The following is a 17,788-nucleotide window of genomic DNA, read 5'->3' as shown; positions in this document are numbered from 1 at the left end:
TCCCCACCCGTACGAGTCCACCCGGCCCGGGCAGGCTAACCCTATCGCTCCCTCATGGCACTCGTGTATCGCGGGAGCAGGATTCACCTTCCCCGTACGGGTGTTGACGGTCACTCTCCGAATCCAACCGATTTCAGGGCGAGTTGCACAACGGGCGTGGTGGTGGGCTGCGCCGAGCCCCCCTGCGGCTCGACGGTGACAGCGAGTGACGTGGCGTTCGTATTCAGTCCGTCGGCTATCAAGGGCGTGTCGCCCTCGAAGAGCCCGAGGGAGCGCGGTTGCACGTTGGGGCGCATGAGCCACAACTGGTGCACGCGCCCCCCCGACGGAGTACCGAGTCCGCTCAGGGTCACGACGGCGCGCCGCTCCGATGCGGAGGCAACCACTCCGATTCCGCGGCCCTGTGAATCCCTGTCACTCGTCGCCCGGGCGTCGGGGGCCGCCAGAACGTGGGCGATCTCACGTGCCTGGGCCCGCTCCTGGTCCAGCTTGTCCTGGGTCTGTGTCGCCTGGACGGCGAAGAGGGACGCCACGACGAGCGCCGCGGCGGCGGTGGCGGTGGAGAGCGGGGCGAGCAGCGACCGGAAGCGCGGGGTCCGGCCGCGCGCGGGCCCGTGCGCCGCGCGCCCACGGGGCACGCCGTTCGGCAACGCCTGCGACGGGTGGGCGGGGTGCGACGGGTCTGGCGCCTCTTGAGGAGTCGTGCGTACGGCGGTCAGGACCCGTTCGCGCAGGGCGGCCGGGGCGGGTGCCGCGGTGGACCAGGCGAGCCGCACCGCGTCCTCGCCCAGCTCCCGCACCTCGGCCTCGCACCGGGGGCAGCCCCGCAGATGGCGCTCGAAGCGGCGGCGTTCGTCGGGTTCCAGCGCGTCGAGAGCGTAGGGAGCGGCGAGCGAGTGCAGATCGCGGCGCAGCAGACGGTCGAGGACGCTCATACGACGCCTCCCTGGGGGTGCGGGGCGCGGCTGGGCAGTTCCAGGGCGCGGATACGGGGGTGTCGGGAGCCGGGGGGAAGGCGCCTCGGGTGTGGAACACGGCCCTGGCGGGCGAACTCGAAGGTGGGTGCGGGGGCCTGACGGCCCGGCACGCCGTCCGCACGGCGCGGTGTCCGACGCGCGCTCATGCCGCACCTCCCAGGCAGTGGCGCAACCGTGTCAGACCGTCGCGCATGCGTGTCTTGACCGTGCCGAGCGGCAGGGAGAGGCGTTCGGCGACTTCGCGGTAGGTGTAGCCGTCGTAGTAGGCGAGGGTGACGGACTGCCGTTGCAGGGTGGTGAGCCGCTCCAGGCAGCGGCGTACCCACTCGCGTTCGAGCCCGGCCTCCACCTCCTCGGCGACCTGGTCGAAGGCGGGATGATGGGCGCGCTGCCCCTCGCGCTGCTCGCGTTCGGTGGCCGCGCGGGCGCTGCGTACCCGGTCGACGGCCCGCCGGTGCGCGAGGGTGAGGATCCAGGACAGGGCGCTGCCCCGGCCGGGGTCGAACCGGGCGGCGGAGCGCCAGAGTTCGAGCAGCACCTCCTGGGACACCTCCTCCGACTGGGCCGCGTCCCGCACCACGCGGCGTACGAGTCCGAACACGGGCCCGGACACCTGCCCGTACAGCTCCTCGAATGCCTTCTGGTCGCCTCCGGCCACGAGCACCAGAAGTTCGTCCGCCTCCACTCGTTCCCCCCTCTCCGGCCGCGCGCGGCCTGTCCCTGCACCTACATGTTCGCAGCGCGAGCGCCTCCGGATGGGTTACGGATCACGGCAGTCAAAACGCGGGTCGGTTGCCAAAGAGTGATGAGGGGTCTCTGAGAGCGCCGTGAAAGAAACCGGCCCGACGATGAAACGAGCCGCGAAACCCGCCGTAAGAACGTTTGGGATTCGACCAATCCACCCCGGCGACCGCTCCGAATGGCGTGCGTCAGGCAATTGGGATCTGAGGACGGACGGCATGACACCTATCTCCAGGAGTGGCTTGGGACGCAGGAGTCTCGCGACCCTCGTCTGCGGTGCGCTGGCTGCCGGGGGGCTCGTAGCCGCCGGCGTAGCCGCGCTGGACCCCGGGGCGGCCTCCGCCTCCAGTCACCGGGAGGCCCCGCTGATCTCGGGCACTCCCCAGTACGACAACACCGACCTGTACGCCTTCGTCAGCCCGGACAAGCCGGACACGACGACGGTCATCGCCAACTTCATACCCTTCGAGGAGCCGGCCGGCGGGCCGAACTTCTACACGTTCGCCGACGACGCCCAGTACGACATCCACATCGACAACAACGGTGACGCGCAGAGCGAGCTGGTGTACCGGTACACCTTCAAGACGCACCGCAAGAACGGCGACACGTTCCTCTACAACACGGGCCCGGTCAACAGCCTCGACGACCCGGACCTGAACATCACGCAGACCTACGACATCGATCTGCTGCGGCTGCACAACCAGAAGCTGGTCTCCAAGACGAAGGTCGCGGACGACATCCCGGTCGCGCCCTCGAACGTCGGCAAGGCCTCGATGCCGGACTACACGAAGCTGCGCAACCAGGCCGTGTACAAGCTCGCGGGCGACTCGACGACCTTCGCCGGCCAGGCGGACGACCCCTTCTTCGCCGACCTGCGGGTCTTCGACCTGCTGTACGGCGGCAACCTGTCCGAGGTCGGGCGGGACACGCTCAAGGGCTACAACGTCAACACGCTGGCCCTGCAGGTGCCCAACTACATGATCCAGGAGTCGTCGAAGCAGCCGATCGTCGGGATCTGGTCCACCGTCCAGCGCAAGGACGCCCGCGGCTACTACACGCAGGTCTCGCGCCTGGGCAGCCCGCTGGTCAACGAGGTCGTCAACCCGCAGAAGGACAAGGACAAGTTCAACGCGTCCTCGCCCTGGGACGACGCGCAGTTCCTGAAGAACGTGACCAACCCGGAGCTGCCCAAGCTCATCGAGGCGATCTACAAGATCAAGGCGCCCGCCGAGCCGCGCAACGACCTGGTCGACGTGTTCCTGAAGGGCGTGAAGGGCCTCAACCAGCCGCCCAAGGTGCGCCCGGCGGAGGAGCTGCGGCTCAACACCTCGATCAAGCCCAGCATGCACCCCAAGCGGCTCGGTGTGCTCGACGGCGACAACGCGGGCTTCCCGAACGGCCGTCGGCTCGCCGACGACGTGATCGATGCCTCGCTGCGGGTCGTCGAGGGTGAACTCCTCGGCCAGAAGACCGGCCTGTCGGACTCGGTCGACAAGAACGACAAGAGCTTCGAGAAGTCGTTCCCCTACGTGGCCGAGCCCACCTCGGGTTCGCGTGGACCGCTGGCGAAGGGCACCGGCAGCAGCGTCAAGAACCAGCTGGGTGACGCCCTTCAGTCGGGCACCGGCGGCACCAACACGATGCTGATCGCGGGCTCCGCGGCGGCGGGCGTGGCCGGGGTCCTGCTGATCGGCGCCGGTGTCATGTGGTGGCGCCGCCGCATGTACAACCGGGCCTACTGACCGGCCCTGGCGACCGGGCCCGTTGACCGGGCCCGGTCCACCGACTGGCGCGGCCCGCATCCACCCCCACGGCGGGCCGCGCCGCCCCACCCCCACGACGACCGTTCACCCCAAGGACTTTGAGGAGAGGGCATGTCCCCGCGTACGAACGAGAGCGCGCCGGAGGGCGAGCCCGACGAGGTGACGACGGCCGACCCACAGCCTCCGCACGACGCTTCCGAGCCCGAAGCCGAGCTGCCGGTGGCCGAGGATCACCTGCCCGAACCCGAAGCCAAGCAGCCCGCGGCCGAAGACCACCTGCCCGAACCCGAAGCCAAGCAGCCCGCGGCCGAAGACCACCTGCCCGAACCCGAGGACCAGCCGCCCGCGGCCGATGAGCGCGTCGCCGCCGTCCGGCGGGTGTCCGCCTCGACACGCCGCTGGCGTGCGGCCCAACTCGGCCTCTGTGCCGCTTCGTTGGCGCTCGCTCTCACCGCCGGGGCCGTGATCGTCGGGGCCCTGCGGGACGGCTCGGGCACCGCGGTCGCCGCCACCAGCGGCGCCGTGTCACCGGAGTTGCTGGCCGGCGGGGACCTCGACGCCAGCATCACCTCGCTGCAGGCCCATCTCCGCACCCAGCCCAAGGACTTCGACAGCTGGGCCACCCTCGGACTCGCCTACGTCGAGCAGGCCCGCACCAAGGGCGACCCCTCTCGCTACCCCCAGGCGCAGCAGGCACTGGACCGCTCCCTGAAGCTGCGTCCCGACAACGAGTCGGCGCTCGCGGGCCGCGCCGCCCTCGCCGCGGCGCGGCACGACTTCACCGGCGCCCTGACCTACGCGGACAAGGTGCTGAAGGAGAACCCGTACAGCGAGCGCGCCCTCTCCTCCCGTATCGACGCGCTCGTCGAACTCGGCCGCTACGCCGACGCCTCGAAGGCCGCCGACCTGGCCGACTCGCGCCGGCCGGGCGTCCCCGTCTTCACCCGGTACGCCTACGTCCACGAGCTGCGCGGCGATGTGAAGACCGCCCGCCGCGTCCTTCAGCAGGCGCTCGACACGGCGACGAGCCGGGGCGACGTCTCGTACGTGGCGGCGGCGCTCGGCCAACTCGCCTGGAACCAGGGCGACTACGACTCCGCGCTGAAGTACTACGCCCGAGCCCTGGCCGCCGACGACAGCTACCTCCCCGCGCTCGAGGGCCGCGCCCGCGCCCAGGCCGCGAAGGGCGACCAGGCGGCGGCGATCAAGGGCATGGAACAGGTCGTGGAGCGCTATCCGCTCCCCCAACCACTCGTCGAGCTCGGCGAGCTGTACGAGGCGCGCGGCCGGGCCGGCGACGCGCAGAAGGCCCGCGACCAGTACGCCCTGGTGACCGCCTGGGTCTCGCTGGCCCACTCCTACGGTGTCAACGCCGACCTGGACACCGCCCTCGCCGCCGCCGACCACGGCAACCGGGCAGACGCGCTCAAGGCGGCCCGCGCCGAGTGGGCCCGCCGCCACACCGTGCACACGGCGGACGCGCTCGCCTGGGCGCTGCACGTCAACGGCCGCGACGAGGAGGCCCTGCCGTACGCCCGCCAGGCCACGGCCACCGGCTATCGCAACGCGTCCTTCCTCTACCACCGCGGCATGATCGAGCGCGCCACCGGTCACGAGAAGGAGGCCCGCGCCTCGCTGAAGTCGGCGCTCGACCTGAACGCGGGCTTCTCCCCCCTGGGTGCCCGTGCGGCGCGCAAGGCTCTGGGGGAGGACAAGTGAGGCCCCTTCGAACGCGCGGTCGGCGGGCGAAGTCCCCGCAGGGGAGGTCGCGTCGGCTGTTCGCCTCCTGCGCGGCCGTCCTCACCGCCGCCTGCGCCCTCGTCCTCGTCCCCACCGGGGCCGCGAGCGCGCATCCGCTCGGCAACTTCACCGTCAACCGCTACGACGGACTCGTCGCCGCCCCCGGGCAGCTGCGCGTCGACCATGTCGAGGACCTCGCCGAGATCCCGGCCACCCAGGCCAAGCCCGACCTGAAGAAGCTCGGTATGACGGACTGGGCCCGGCAGCGCTGCGAGACGGCAGCGACCGGCAGCAAGGTCACCGTCGACGGACATCCGGCCGCGCTCTCCGTCGCCACGAGCCGAGCGAAGCTGCGCCCCGGGCAGGCCGGGCTCAACACCCTGCGCGTGGAGTGCCGGTTGACGGCCGCGCTGCCCAAGCAGGGCATGGTCTCCCTCGGCTTCCACAGCGCCGGGGCCGACCGGGGACCCGGCTGGCGCGAGATCACCGCGCGCGGCGACCGGATGACGCTCACCGCCTCGGACGTACCGGCCAAGTCGGTGTCGCACGAACTGACCAGCTACCCCAAGGCGCTGCTCTCCTCCCCCGCCGACACCGCGACCGCGTCCCTGCGGATACGCCCCGGCGGCCCCGCCCTCGCCGAGGAGCGGACGGAGGCTCCCGGCGCCTCCGTACTGCCCCGGGGCGCAGACCGCTGGACCGAGGCGCTGAACAACCTGGTGGCCCGCCATCACCTCACCGTCGGCTTCGCCGCGCTGGCCCTGGTCATCTCCGTGTTCCTGGGCGCGATGCACGCACTCGCGCCCGGTCACGGCAAGACCCTGATGGCCGCGACGGCTGCGGCGCGCGGCGGCAAGGCGGGGCTGCGTGACGTCCTGCCGCTGGCCGCCTCCGTCACGGTCACCCACACCCTGGGCGTGGTCGCGCTCGGCCTCCTGGTGACGGCCGGCTCGGCCGCGGCGCCCTCCGTGATCGCGTGGCTCGGCATGGCCAGCGGCGTCCTGGTGACCTTCGCGGGCGCCACGCTCGTACGCCGGGCCTGGCGCAACCGGCCGCGGCGACCCGGGCTTGGGCACGCCCACGGACACGCGCACGACCACCCCCACGACCACCACGCGCACAGCCACGCTGACGAGCACGAGCACGAGCACGCCGAAGAGCACGAACGCCCCTTGGCGCTCGCCCACGCCCACGCCTCCGCCGCGACGGCAGCGGCGGACAGCAAGCCGCACACACACGGGCACGAGCGCGGACATTCCCACGACCACGACTACGACCATGGCCACCACCACGACCACGACCACCACGCGCACCCCCACCCCCACTCGCACGACCACTCGCACGACCACGCCGTCTCCCCCACCCTCGAACACACCCACGGCGGCTTCACCCACACCCACGAGGTGGCCCCCACCCTCCGCGGCACGATCCTGCTCGGATTCGCCGGCGGACTCGTGCCCAGCCCCTCCGCCGTGGTCGTCCTGGTGGGCGCGGCGGCGCTGGGACAGGCGTGGTTCGGCCTACTTCTCGTCCTGGCGTACGGCGTCGGTCTCGCCCTGACACTCACGGCGGCCGGATTCGCCGTCGTCAAGCTGAACGACGGGATGAACCGGGCGCTGGCGAAGCGTCCCCGGTGGGCCGGGGGACCTACCGCGGCCCTGATCCGCAGGACCGCCCCCCTGGGCTCGGCGTTGATCGTCGTCGCCCTTGGGGCTGGATTGGTGTTCAAGGGGGCGGCATCCGCACTCGGCTGAGCTACTTTTGTGGAGAAATCACGCGAAGAGACATCGCGAAGAGACAGCACGCGGATGCACAGCGGATACGAATGGGGGACACCCGTGTCCGAAGAGCCGGGCAGTGAACGTGTGATCGCGGGCCGCTACCGTCTCCTCTCCCCCTTGGGCGAGGGCGGTATGGGGACCGTGTGGCGCGCCCGTGACGAGGTGCTGCACCGCGAGGTCGCCGTCAAGGAGGTCCGTGCGCCCGCCGGGATCCCGGCGCACGACGTGGAGCGGATGTACGCACGGCTGGAGCGCGAGGCGTGGGCCGCGGCCCGGGTCGCGAACCGCAATGTGGTGACGGTGTACGACGTGGCGACGCAGGACGGCCGCCCCTGGATCGTCATGGAGCTCGTGCGCGGCATCGCCCTGTCCGATCTGCTGGACTCCGAGGGTCCGCAGTCGCCGCAGCGCGCCGCCGACATCGGCGCCGAGGTGCTCTCCGCCCTGCGGGCCGCGCACGAGGCCGGGGTGCTGCACCGCGATGTGAAACCGGCCAACGTGCTGCTGTCGAACGAGGGCCGGGTCGTCCTCACGGACTTCGGTATCGCGACGGTCGAGGGCAGTTCGGCGCTAACGATGACGGGCGAGGTCATCGGTTCGCCCGAGTTCCTCGCCCCCGAGCGGGCGCTCGGCCGTACGCCCGGGCCCGAGTCCGATCTGTGGTCGCTCGGGGTCCTGTTGTACGCGACGGTCGAGGGCAACTCGCCCTTCCGTCACAACACCCCGCTGAGCACGCTGCGGGCCATCGTCGACGAGCCGCTGCCGCCGCCGCGCCGCGCGGGGCCGCTCGCTCCCGTGATCGAGGGTCTGCTGAGGAAGGACCCGGCCGAGCGGCTGAGCGCCGCGCAGGCCGAGAGCGATCTGCGGCTCGTCGCCGCGGGCGGCTCCCCGGCCGCGGGACCTCCGTCCCCGACCGCCCAGTCGCCGACGATCTCCTCGTTCTCCCAGCCCGCGCAGCAGCCGCCGGGATTCGGGCCTCCCACGGCGCCGTCCCGGACCCGTCCACAAGGACCGCGGCCGGGCTACACGCCCTACCCGCCGCCCAACGACTCCCCCACCTCGACGGAACCCGTCCGCAACCGGCGCGCGGCCGCCGCCGTGATCGCGGGCGTGATCGCGCTCGCACTCGCGCTGGGCGGACTGACGTACGCCTTGGTGAACCGTGACAACGGCGGCGGGAGCAGCAACGACAGCAGCGGAAGTGGCACCAAGAGCATCTCCGGCGGCGGGAGTTCGCCGTCCGCGAGCAAGAGTGGGAGCAACAGCGCCGCGCCCGGCGGTTCCACTCCCTCGGCCAGTCCGTCGAGCAGCGCTCGTACGAGTTCGCCGCCGGCCCAGTCCGTGCAGGTGACGGTCGCGGGTGCGCACACCGACTATTCCGGTTCCTGCCCGCCGTCCCAGGCTCAGGCGCCGACCTTCACGGCGACCTTCACGGTGGGCCGTGTACCGGTGGACGTCGAGTACCGCTGGGTGTTGAAGACCGGCGAGGTGTCCGACCCGGGCTGGAAGACCCTGTCGTTCTCGTCGGACGGTGGCAGGACCAAGCAGAAGTCGATCTTCTTGACGACGTACAACGCGAGCGGGATCTTCCAGAACGAGATCAGCGTGGAGGTCCGGGGCCCCGTCCGGACGACGTCCAACTCGGTGCCGTTCTCGGTGACATGCGTGACGGAGACCCCGTCGGACGAGGCCTCCGCTTCCACGTCCCCGTGAGGGGTGTTCAGGCCGCCGAGGTGAAGGCCGGCAGATAGCCGCCGGAGTGGCCGGCCGCGGTCGGGTGGTACGACTCGGTGATGTTCAGCAGGTTCAGGCTGTGCAGCCAGGCACTGCCGGAGCAGAGCTCGTGCCCGGTGAAGGTGCTCCTGACGTCGCCGAAGGTGAAGCCGTGGTCGGCGGCGCGCTTGGCGATGGCGCTGTCCAGGTAGTCGGCCGCGTCGTTGATCGCGGCGCGCTTGGTGTCGGAGAGGCCGAGGCAGGTCGCGCCCAGTTTGTAGAACCTGGGGTAGCCGAGGACGACCACGTGGGCGGCGGGCGCCTTCGAGCTGATCGCGGAGTAGACGGAGTCGAGTTGGCCGGGGAGCGTGGAGTCGACGTAGGCCTTGGCGGTGGCGATGCGGGACAGGCAGCCGCTGTCGGACTGGAGCACACACGTCGTCATGACGTCCGCGAAGCCCGCGTCGTTGCCGCCGATGCTGAGAGAGACGAGGCCGGTGGAGGAGCCGAGCGGGCCCAGCTGGTTCGCCAGGACATCACCCGTACGGGCCCCCGAGCAGGCCGTGAAGTCGAAGGACGAGGGTGAATGGGCGGCGGCCCAGAGGTAGGGGTACGCCTTCGTGCTGCGCAAGCAGTCGCCGCTCGAGCTGATGTAGCTGCCCGCGCCGACACCGGACGCATAGGAGTCGCCGAGGGCCACATAGCCGGTGGCCGCGGCGGTTCCGGACGCCTGCGCCGTCGCGGCCCCGGTGAGGGCGAAGCCGACGGCGAGGAGGAGTGAGGTCACGTATGCCGTAATTCGGGAACGTCTCATGGAACCTCCCTTTAGCAGGATCTCTGCCACAACTGTCGTAGCAGCTACGCGTGTTGACAGGAAGTGTCCATGCCAAGACTTTTCGGCCCCTACCGCCGTCGCCCGTGCTCCGGCTCCGGCACCACCGCCGGCGTGATCGCGGGCATCGACTGGGTGACCAGCAACCACAGCGGTCCCTCGGTCGCCAACTTGTCGCTCGGCGGCGGCGCCTCCACCTCGCTGGACACGGCCGTGTCCAACTCCATCGCGAGCGGCGTGACGTACGCGGTCGCGGCGGGCAACAGCAGCGCCAACGCCTCCTCGTACTCACCCGCCCGGGTCGCCGCGGCCATCACGGTCGGCGCCACCACCAGCACGGACGCCAAGGCCAGCTACTCCAACTACGGCTCCGTCCTGGACCTCTTCGCCCCCGGCTCCTCCATCACGGCGGGCTGGAAAACCAGCGACACCGCCACGAACACCATCTCCGGTACGTCGATGGCCACCCCGCACGTCGCGGGCGCGGCCGCCGTCCACCTCGCGAGCCACACCTCCGCCACCCCGGCGCAGGTCGCCACGGCACTGGTGAACGGCGCCACGACGGGCAAGGTCACCAGCCCGGGCTCCGGCTCTCCGAACCGGCTGCTGAAGATCGTCCCGTGACACCCGGGGAGATCGTCCCGTGACGCCCCAACTCGCCTGACCCGCAACACAGTTCCCCGGAGGCGGCCGGCGCTCCGGGGAACATGCGGTGAACACTCGCGCCGCATGTTTGAAGTGGCCCAAGAAGCCCCCATGAGCGCCCACAGCATCTTGACGGCCCCCAGCCCGCTGCGCGACATTGAAGCCCGGCATCCGGCGCGTCGGGGGGCAAAGTCGCCAATGCAGACCATAGGCATCAAGTCACCTTCATCAGACAGCGACAAGCGGTCGGGACAGGATCCGGGGAGGGACCTGGTCCCGCTGCTCGCGGGCATGGCGGTGGCTGTCGCGGGGGTCGGCGCGGTACTCGCGCTCGCCGACGTGAGCTCTTCCCTGCGCGCCCCGTTCACGCTCTTCTTCCTGCTGGCCGCACCAGGAGCCGCCATCGGGGCCGCGCTGCGCGGGCTGGATCCCTTCGCCCGCACGGTGGTGTCCGTCGCGGGAGCGATCGCCGTCGACCTCCTCGTCGCCCAGGGCATGCTGGCGGTGCACCGGTGGTCGGTCCATGGCGGAATCGTGGCCGTGACGGCGATCAGCTCTCTTGTTCTCCTGCTGACGGTGGTACGGCGAATACGCAAGCGGATGGGGAAAATCCGTTCGAGTCGTTAGGTAACGGCCAAACCAACAAAAACGTGAGGCGTCGTTCCAGGCCTTGCCATATGGGCGCAATCGTCAATACCGTCATACATCTCACCCGCATCGGACCCTCATGCACATGCGATCTAGGGGAGGGCTCAAGATCGCGAAGAGGGCTCGGCGCGGGGCGCGGTAGGGGGGTGCCGTGCTCGGTGACCACACTTGTGCCGAGTCGTGCCGCGCGACCGGTTTCCGCATCCGGAATTCCGTCCTCGGGCTTCCGTCTTCGGACTTCCGCCTTCGGAATCGGCCAGCTTTGCCAGCTCACCCGGCATGCACGGAGATCCATTTCGTCATGCCGTAAGTGAGAACCCCCCTTTCGAACCGGACTAAAAGCCGGACCGCCCAGGGGCGGGCGGTCCACCGGACGAGAGGGACCAGACTCATGAGCTCAGTCCTGCGCCCAGCCGTATCGGGCGAAGATCCGTTAATGGCCGGCAAATACCGGCCGATCTCCTCTCACCTGGCCATAGCGCCACCGGTGAGCGTCGTGATTCCCGCCATGAATGAGGCGGAGAATCTCCCGTACGTCTTCAAGACCCTTCCCGCCTGGATACACGAAGTGGTTCTTGTCGACGGCAATTCCACCGACGACACCGTCGAGGTGGCCCGTGAACTGTGGCCCGACGTCAAGGTCGTCGAGCAGCAGGGAAAGGGCAAGGGCGACGCCCTGATCACCGGATTCGAGGCGTGCACCGGCGACATCATCGTGATGGTCGACGCGGACGGCTCGGCCGACGGCCACGAGATCGTGTCGTATGTGTCCGCGCTGGTGTCCGGGGCGGACTTCGCCAAGGGCTCGCGGTTCGCCAACGGCGGCGGCACCTCCGACATGACACCGATCCGCAAGCTGGGCAACCGAGTGCTGTGCGCGGCCGTCAACGCCAAGTTCGGCGCCCGTTACACCGATCTCTGCTACGGCTACAACGCGTTCTGGCGGCACTGCCTGGACCAGATCGAACTCGACTGCACCGGCTTCGAGGTCGAGACCCTGATGAACATCCGGGTGGTCAAGGCCGGGCTCAAGGTGCAGGAGATACCCAGCCACGAGTACCTCCGCATCCACGGCACGAGCAATCTGCGGGCCGTGCGCGACGGGTTCCGGGTGCTCAAGGTGATCATGGGTGAGCGTTCCAACCGGCGTGCTCTGCGCCGTCGGCCGCACGCCGCCCAGCTCGACTCGGGCCAGGGAGAGGTGTCTTGAGCAGTCCCGACATCTCTGTGGTGATCTGCGTCTACACCGAGGACCGCTGGGAGGACATCCTCGCGGCGGTCTCCTCGGTGCGGGCGCAGTCGCTGCCCGCTCTGGAGACGCTCCTCGTCGTGGACCACAACGCCACCCTGCTCGACCGGCTGAGCAGGGAGTACAAGGAGACCGACGCGGTACGGGTGCTCGCCAACGCGGGCCCGCGCGGCCTGTCCGCGGGCCGCAACACCGGGATCGCCGTCGCGCACGGCGAGATCATCGCGTTCCTCGACGACGACGCCGTGGCCGAGCGCGACTGGCTGCGCCACTTCGCCTCGGGATACGCCGACCCGCGGGTCATGGCCGTCGGCGGCCGTACGATGCCGATCTGGGCGTCGGGTCGCCGGCCCGCCTGGTTCCCCGAGGAGTTCGACTGGGTGGTGGGCTGCACGTACAAGGGGCTGCCGCCGGGCCGGGTCCAGGTCCGCAACGTCCTGGGCGGAAACGCTTCTTTCCGTCGTACGGCGTTCGATGCGGCGGGCGGCTTCGCGACCGGCATCGGCCGCGACGGCGACAAGCGTCCGCTGGGCTGCGAGGAGACGGAGCTGTGCATCCGCCTCACCCGTGCCCGCCCGGACGCGATCCTGCTGATCGACGACCGCGCGGTCATCCACCACCGGGTACCCGAACCACGCGAGCACTTCGCGTACTTCCGCACCCGCGCCTACGCCGAGGGCCTCTCCAAGGCCCTGGTCGCCCGGAGCGTCGGCGCCGACAAGGGCCTCGAGTCGGAACGCCGCTACACGACCCGCGTCCTGCCCGCCGGGGTGGCTCGCGGACTGCGCGACGCCCTGCTCGCCCGCCCGGGCGGCGCGGGCCGGGCGGGCGCCATCGTGGCCGGTGTTCTGACGGCGGCCGGGGGGTACGTACTCGGCAGCGTCCGGGCCCGCAGGGGCGGCGCCACGTTCACCGTGGCGGAGATCGAGAACGGGATCGGGAGCGGTCCGGGACGCGAGGGGGCGGCGGCATGACCACAGGAGGACCCCCGCGGGTCGCGGGAGGTGTGGCGGCCCCATGAACGACACTCCCGTACCCATCCTCATGTACCACTCCATCGCCGCCGCGCCCAATGACGCGACGCGTGAGCTGTCCGTGGGGCCCGAGGCGTTCGCCGAGCAGATGGCACTGCTCGGGGACCAGGGGTTCACCCCGGTCGACACGGCGGCGCTGGCAACGAGTTGGCGGTCCGGCGGACCGCTGCCGGAGCGACCCGTGCTGATCACCTTCGACGACGGTTACGAGGGCGTGCACCGGCACGGGCTGCCCGTGCTGGCCAAACACGGCTTCGCCGCCACGCTGTTCGTCTCGACGGGGTGGATCAAGGGCGCGTACGACACCGGGGGCGGCCTCGACGCCATGCTGAGCTGGGCTCAGGTGCGCGAACTCGCCGCCGAGCAGGTCGAGATCGGCGGGCACAGCCACACGCATCCGCAGCTGGACCAGCTCTCCGACGACGCGCTGCGGTTCGAGGTGCTGCGCTGCAAGGAGATCATCGCCGACGAGCTGGGCACCCGCCCGGCCTCGTTCGCGTACCCCTACGGCTACTCCAGCCGCCGGGTGCGCCAGGCGGTGCGGGAGACGGGCTTCGCCCAGTCGCTCGCCGTCGGCAACGGCCTGGCGCGCCGCCACCAGGGCCCGTACGCCCTGCAACGCGTGACCGTGCGCCGCAACACCGGTATCGAGGAGTTCGAGCGGCTCGTCGAGGGCCGCGCGATCGCCCGCAATTTCGTCCGGGACCGCGCCCTCACCAAGGGGTACGCCATGGTCCGAAGAGCACGACAGGTCCGCCGGAAGGCCATCCGTTCCCGTGTCTGACACGACGACCACAGCCCAGGCTTCATCGCCCACCGCCGAGGCGCCCGAGCAGCGGACCGGGCGCCGCCTCCGCCTGCCCGGCCGGGGTCGCAAGGACGGCGGCGGCGGAGGCAACCAACTCTTCCGCAACGCCTACGCCCTGATGCTCAACACCGGGATCTCCGCGGTGCTCGGGCTCGGCTACTGGCTGGTCGCCGCCCGCTACTACTCCGACGCCGCGGTCGGCCAGGGCTCCGCCGCGATCGCCGCGATGAAGCTCCTGGCGGGCCTGACCGCGGTGACCCTGACCGGCGCCCTGGCCCGCTTCATCCCCGTCGCGGGCCGCGCCACCGGACGCCTCATCTTCCGAACGTACGCGGGAAGTTCGGTGGTCGTGGCGCTGGCCGCCGTGGTCTTCCTGCTGACGCTGAACGCATGGGGACCCTCGTACCGCTTCCTGCACGGCTCGCTCAACGGCCTCGGCTTCATCCTGGCGGTCGTCGCCTGGTCGCTGCTGACCCTGCAGGACGGCGTGCTGACCGGCCTGCGCAGCGCGCTCTGGGTGCCGGTGGGCAACACCGTGTTCTCCGCGGTGAAGCTGGCACTGCTGGTCGCACTCGCCGCCGCGATCCCGACGACGGGCGTCTTCGTCTCCTGGGTCGCCGCGATCGCCCTGTCGGTGGTACCGCTCGGCCTGCTGGTCTTCCGGCGCCTGGTCCCCCGGCACATCAAGGCGACCGAGGAGCGCGCGAACCCGCCCACGCTCAAGGAGGTCGGACGCTTCCTGGCCGGCGACTACACCGGCTCGCTCTTCTCGCTCGCCGTGGTCTATCTCGTCCCGGTGATCGTCGCCTCGCAGGTCAGCTCGGCCGACAACGCGTACTTCTACATCACCACGACGATCGGCGGCACGGTCAACCTGCTCGCCATCAACATGGGCGCCTCGCTGACCGTCGAGGGCTCGCACGACCCCGCGCGGCTCGCCGCGAACACCCGGGCCGCGCTCAAGCGCATGGCACGGATCATGCTGCCCGTGTGCGGACTGCTGTTCGTCGGGGCACCGTTCATCCTGCACATCTTCGGCGACGGCTACGCGCACGCGGCGACCCCGCTGCTGCGCTGGTTCGCGGTCGGCGCGCTGCTGCGGGTCGTCATGGAGACGTACTTCGCGGTGCTGCGCGCCCAGAGCCGTACCTCCGGACTCGCCTATCTGCAGGGCCTGCTGTGCGTCCTGGTCCTCGGCCTGACGGTGATCCTGCTGCCCCGGATGGGCCTGACCGGGGCGGGCGTCGCGGAGATCTCCAGCCTCGCGGTGATCGTGTCGATCGCCGCGCCCAAGCTGTTCAAGATCGTACGGACCGCGCCGCCCGCCGAACTCCCGGCGGGCGCGGCGCCGGACGGGGACCTCGCCGACCTCGGCGCGCGCGACGTGGCCGCGACCAATCCGCGCGAGGCGAAGCGGGGGCCCGCCTGGGCCCTCGACTCCGACACCCTCGCCCTCGGCGTGCACGTCGACTTCGACCACCAGGAACGCCGCCCGGACGTCCGCCCGGGCCCCGGCACCCCACCCACGGGCACACCCAAGGCACGCCCGGACCACCGCCCGACCTGGGCGCTGAAGCCGCAACTGCCCTCGGTGGGGCTGCCCGTGGAGGCGCGGGAGCCGGGCTCGGAGGCTTCCCTGGGCCCGGCGGAGGCCCCGGAAGTCGACGCTCCCTTCGAAACAGACGGTTCGGACAGCGCCCCGACAGGGGCGCGGGGCGGGACATCAAGCGGCTCCGCCGCGTGGGCGCGACCAGCCACCACCGACCCGCAGCCGGCAGACGACACAACCCCACCCCCACCAACCCTGCGCGACCGCCTACGACACCCTTCCAAACCCGGCGTGCTCCTCGGCTTCCTCCTGATCTCCGCACTGCTCCTCTACTGGGTCCCGGCACTGAGCCTCGACGACGCCTCCCTCGACAAGATGGGCGGCCTCGGCCTCATCTCCGTCCTGCCGCTGCCCACCCTCGTGGGCGCGGCCCTCCTGATCACGGTCTTCGCCTCGCTGCTCTGGATGAACCGCGAGCACAAGGGCCTGCTGCTCATCACCCTGCTCGCCACCGTGATCTCCCTGCACGCGCTCCCCGCGGTCATCGAGACCGAGCCACGGTTCGCCACCGCCTGGCAGCACCTCGGCTTCATCGACTACATCGACCGCACCGGTTCCGCGGTACCCGACCTGGACGCCCGCTGGAGCTGGCCGGGCTTCTTCGCGGGGGCCGCGTTCGTCGCCAAGGCCTGCGGTGTCAGCGACCTCACCGAGGTGATCCGCTGGTGGCCGCTGACCATGCAGCTGCTCTACCTGGCCCCGATGTTCCTGCTCGTGCGCTCGATGCGGGCGAGCTGGCGCGCCAAGTGGACCGGCATCTGGATCTTCGTGCTGAGCGGCTGGGTGGGCCAGGACTACTTCTCCCCGCAGGGCTTCACCTACCTCCTCTACCTCGTCTTCGTGGCGATCCTCCTGGTGTGGTTCCGGGCGCCGCGTGTGCTGTGGGCGAAGGCGCGCCCGGGCGAGGCGGAGGTCGAGCCGGCCGACCGGCGCCAGCGGGCCGTGCTCCTCATGGTGCTGATCGGCCTGTTCGCGGCGAGCGTCCCTGCTCACCAGCTCACCCCGTTCGTGATGCTCGGCGTGCTCGCGGTCCTCGTCCTCGTCGGCCGATCCGAACTGCGCGGGCTGCCGATCCTGTTCGCCGTCCTGGTCTCCGTCTGGATCGGCTTCATGGCCGAGCCCTACTGGTCGGGGCACTTCAACGACCTGTTCGGCGGGGTCGGCGGCGTCGGCAGCAATGTGTCGACCTCCGTCTCCGGCCGTATCCAGGGCGGCAGTTCGACGCACAAACTCGTCCTCTACACGCGCGTGCTGCTCGCCGGCGGTGTGATGGCCTTCGCCTGCTGGGGCTGGTGGCGGCGGCGCGACCACAAGTACCGCGAGCGGTCGCTGATCGTCCTCACCTTCGTCCCGTTCCTGGGCTTCGGCATGCAGTCGTACGGCGGCGAGATGGCCCTGCGGGTCTTCATGTTCGCCCTGCCGGGGGCGGCGCTGCTGGCCGGGCTCGCCCTCTTCCCGCGCACCGGTGTCACCGCGAAGGAACGGGAGAAGGACCGGGTGAGCCTCGCCCCGCTGGCCGCGCTCATGGCGGGCCTGCTTCTCATGGGCGGCTTCCTGGTGGCCCGCTGGGGCAACGAGTCCTTCGAGCGCATCCGGCCGGGCGAGGTCACGGCCATGAACTACGTGTACGCGCATGACAAGCCGACCGTACGGCTGCTGTGGCTGAGCAACGACACGGTCAACAACGTGACGCCCGCGATGCCGTGGGGCACCCGGGACATGGAGAAGGTGCAGTACGTGCCGACGCTGGCGCCGAGCGACCCGGTGCTGGTGTCAGGGCTGGTCAAGTCGCTCAAGGACGCCGGACCGAACTCGTACCTCATGATCAACCGCAGCCAGGTGGTCTACCTCCAGATGGACGTGGGCTACTCGGCGACCTGGGAGTCGCGGCTCATCCGCAACCTCGACGACCGGCAGGACCTGAAGAAGGTCCTCGTCAACGACGACGTGACGATGTACGCGCTGCGCAAGCAGCCCGCGGGCAAGGTGCTCGAGCCCGCTCCCGGGCCGATCGGTCCCCTGATCACCTGGACACCGTGGTCGGTCGTCGGCGCGCTGGCGGCCGTGGCGCTCATCATCATGCTGGCGGCGCGTGAGGTCGTACGGGTCGCGGTGCGGCCGAGTGTGCGGCAGCTGCGGTGGCTGCAGAGCAGCTTCTGGTTCTCGCTGCCGCTGCTGGCGGTGCTGCTGGCCTCGCTCGTGCAGCGGTTCCTGACCATGAAGTAGGACGAGGTCCAGCCAGGCGGAG

12 protein-coding genes and 1 pseudogene are annotated in these 17,788 nt (G+C 70.7%); 10 read left to right on the top strand and 3 right to left on the bottom strand.

What is annotated here, in order from left to right; all coding sequences use genetic code 11:
• Nucleotides 1-110: 110 nt before the first annotated feature.
• Together ACFVWD_RS01675 and ACFVWD_RS01670 are read right to left on the bottom strand one after the other, a co-directional pair.
• Complete coding sequence (locus tag ACFVWD_RS01675; RefSeq protein ID WP_389593283.1) at nucleotides 111-935, bottom strand: anti-sigma factor domain-containing protein; 825 nt, start codon at nucleotides 933-935, stop codon at nucleotides 111-113.
• Between the two features lie 184 nt (nucleotides 936-1,119).
• A complete protein-coding gene (locus tag ACFVWD_RS01670; RefSeq protein ID WP_075027766.1) occupies nucleotides 1,120-1,662 on the bottom strand; it encodes a sigma-70 family RNA polymerase sigma factor in 543 nt (180 codons plus the stop codon).
• 274 nt (nucleotides 1,663-1,936) lie between these two features.
• On the opposite strand from ACFVWD_RS01670, the gene ACFVWD_RS01665 reads away from it, so the two are divergent.
• From ACFVWD_RS01665 to ACFVWD_RS01650, 4 genes are all read left to right on the top strand, one after another.
• Nucleotides 1,937-3,460, top strand: a complete 1,524-nt coding sequence (locus tag ACFVWD_RS01665) for a DUF4331 domain-containing protein (protein WP_168490256.1) — start codon at nucleotides 1,937-1,939, stop codon at nucleotides 3,458-3,460.
• 132 nt (nucleotides 3,461-3,592) lie between these two features.
• The gene (locus ACFVWD_RS01660) at nucleotides 3,593-5,200 is read left to right on the top strand and encodes a tetratricopeptide repeat protein (RefSeq protein ID WP_389593282.1); all 1,608 of its coding nucleotides are present in this window, start codon (nucleotides 3,593-3,595) and stop codon (nucleotides 5,198-5,200) included.
• A complete protein-coding gene (locus ACFVWD_RS01655) occupies nucleotides 5,197-6,975 on the top strand; it encodes a sulfite exporter TauE/SafE family protein (protein WP_389593281.1) in 1,779 nt (592 codons plus the stop codon). The genes ACFVWD_RS01660 and ACFVWD_RS01655 overlap by 4 nt, the downstream gene beginning before the upstream one ends.
• Before the next feature lie 84 nt (nucleotides 6,976-7,059).
• A complete protein-coding gene (locus ACFVWD_RS01650; RefSeq protein WP_389593279.1) occupies nucleotides 7,060-8,715 on the top strand; it encodes a protein kinase in 1,656 nt (551 codons plus the stop codon).
• 7 nt (nucleotides 8,716-8,722) lie between these two features.
• Here ACFVWD_RS01650 and ACFVWD_RS01645 read toward each other — a convergent pair whose 3' ends face one another.
• Nucleotides 8,723-9,529 (bottom strand): SGNH/GDSL hydrolase family protein, encoded by an 807-nt coding sequence (locus ACFVWD_RS01645; protein WP_389593278.1) that lies wholly within the window; start codon nucleotides 9,527-9,529, stop codon nucleotides 8,723-8,725.
• 108 nt (nucleotides 9,530-9,637) lie between these two features.
• On the opposite strand from ACFVWD_RS01645, the pseudogene ACFVWD_RS01640 reads away from it, so the two are divergent.
• From ACFVWD_RS01640 to ACFVWD_RS01615, 6 genes and pseudogenes are all read left to right on the top strand, one after another.
• Nucleotides 9,638-10,171: pseudogene (locus ACFVWD_RS01640) on the top strand (S8 family serine peptidase); the annotation flags it as partial.
• 219 nt (nucleotides 10,172-10,390) lie between these two features.
• Nucleotides 10,391-10,819, top strand: a complete 429-nt coding sequence (locus ACFVWD_RS01635) for a hypothetical protein (RefSeq protein ID WP_389593277.1) — start codon at nucleotides 10,391-10,393, stop codon at nucleotides 10,817-10,819.
• Between the two features lie 412 nt (nucleotides 10,820-11,231).
• Nucleotides 11,232-12,050: a glycosyltransferase family 2 protein gene (locus ACFVWD_RS01630; RefSeq protein WP_351699134.1), complete on the top strand. Its 819-nt coding sequence runs from the start codon at nucleotides 11,232-11,234 to the stop codon at nucleotides 12,048-12,050.
• Nucleotides 12,047-13,063, top strand: a complete 1,017-nt coding sequence (locus ACFVWD_RS01625) for a glycosyltransferase family 2 protein (RefSeq protein ID WP_168507689.1) — start codon at nucleotides 12,047-12,049, stop codon at nucleotides 13,061-13,063. Before ACFVWD_RS01630 ends, ACFVWD_RS01625 begins: the two co-directional genes overlap by 4 nt.
• Before the next feature lie 43 nt (nucleotides 13,064-13,106).
• Nucleotides 13,107-13,907, top strand: a complete 801-nt coding sequence (locus tag ACFVWD_RS01620) for a polysaccharide deacetylase family protein (RefSeq protein WP_389593275.1) — start codon at nucleotides 13,107-13,109, stop codon at nucleotides 13,905-13,907.
• A complete protein-coding gene (locus ACFVWD_RS01615) occupies nucleotides 13,900-17,766 on the top strand; it encodes a lipopolysaccharide biosynthesis protein (RefSeq protein ID WP_389593274.1) in 3,867 nt (1,288 codons plus the stop codon). The genes ACFVWD_RS01620 and ACFVWD_RS01615 overlap by 8 nt, the downstream gene beginning before the upstream one ends.
• Nucleotides 17,767-17,788 lie beyond the last annotated feature (22 nt).

This window comes from Streptomyces sp. NPDC058086, assembly GCF_042885015.1.
GTDB lineage: Bacteria > Actinomycetota > Actinomycetes > Streptomycetales > Streptomycetaceae > Streptomyces.
Note: the sequence above shows the minus strand (reverse complement) of the source record. Positions and strands in the feature narration are given on the sequence as shown.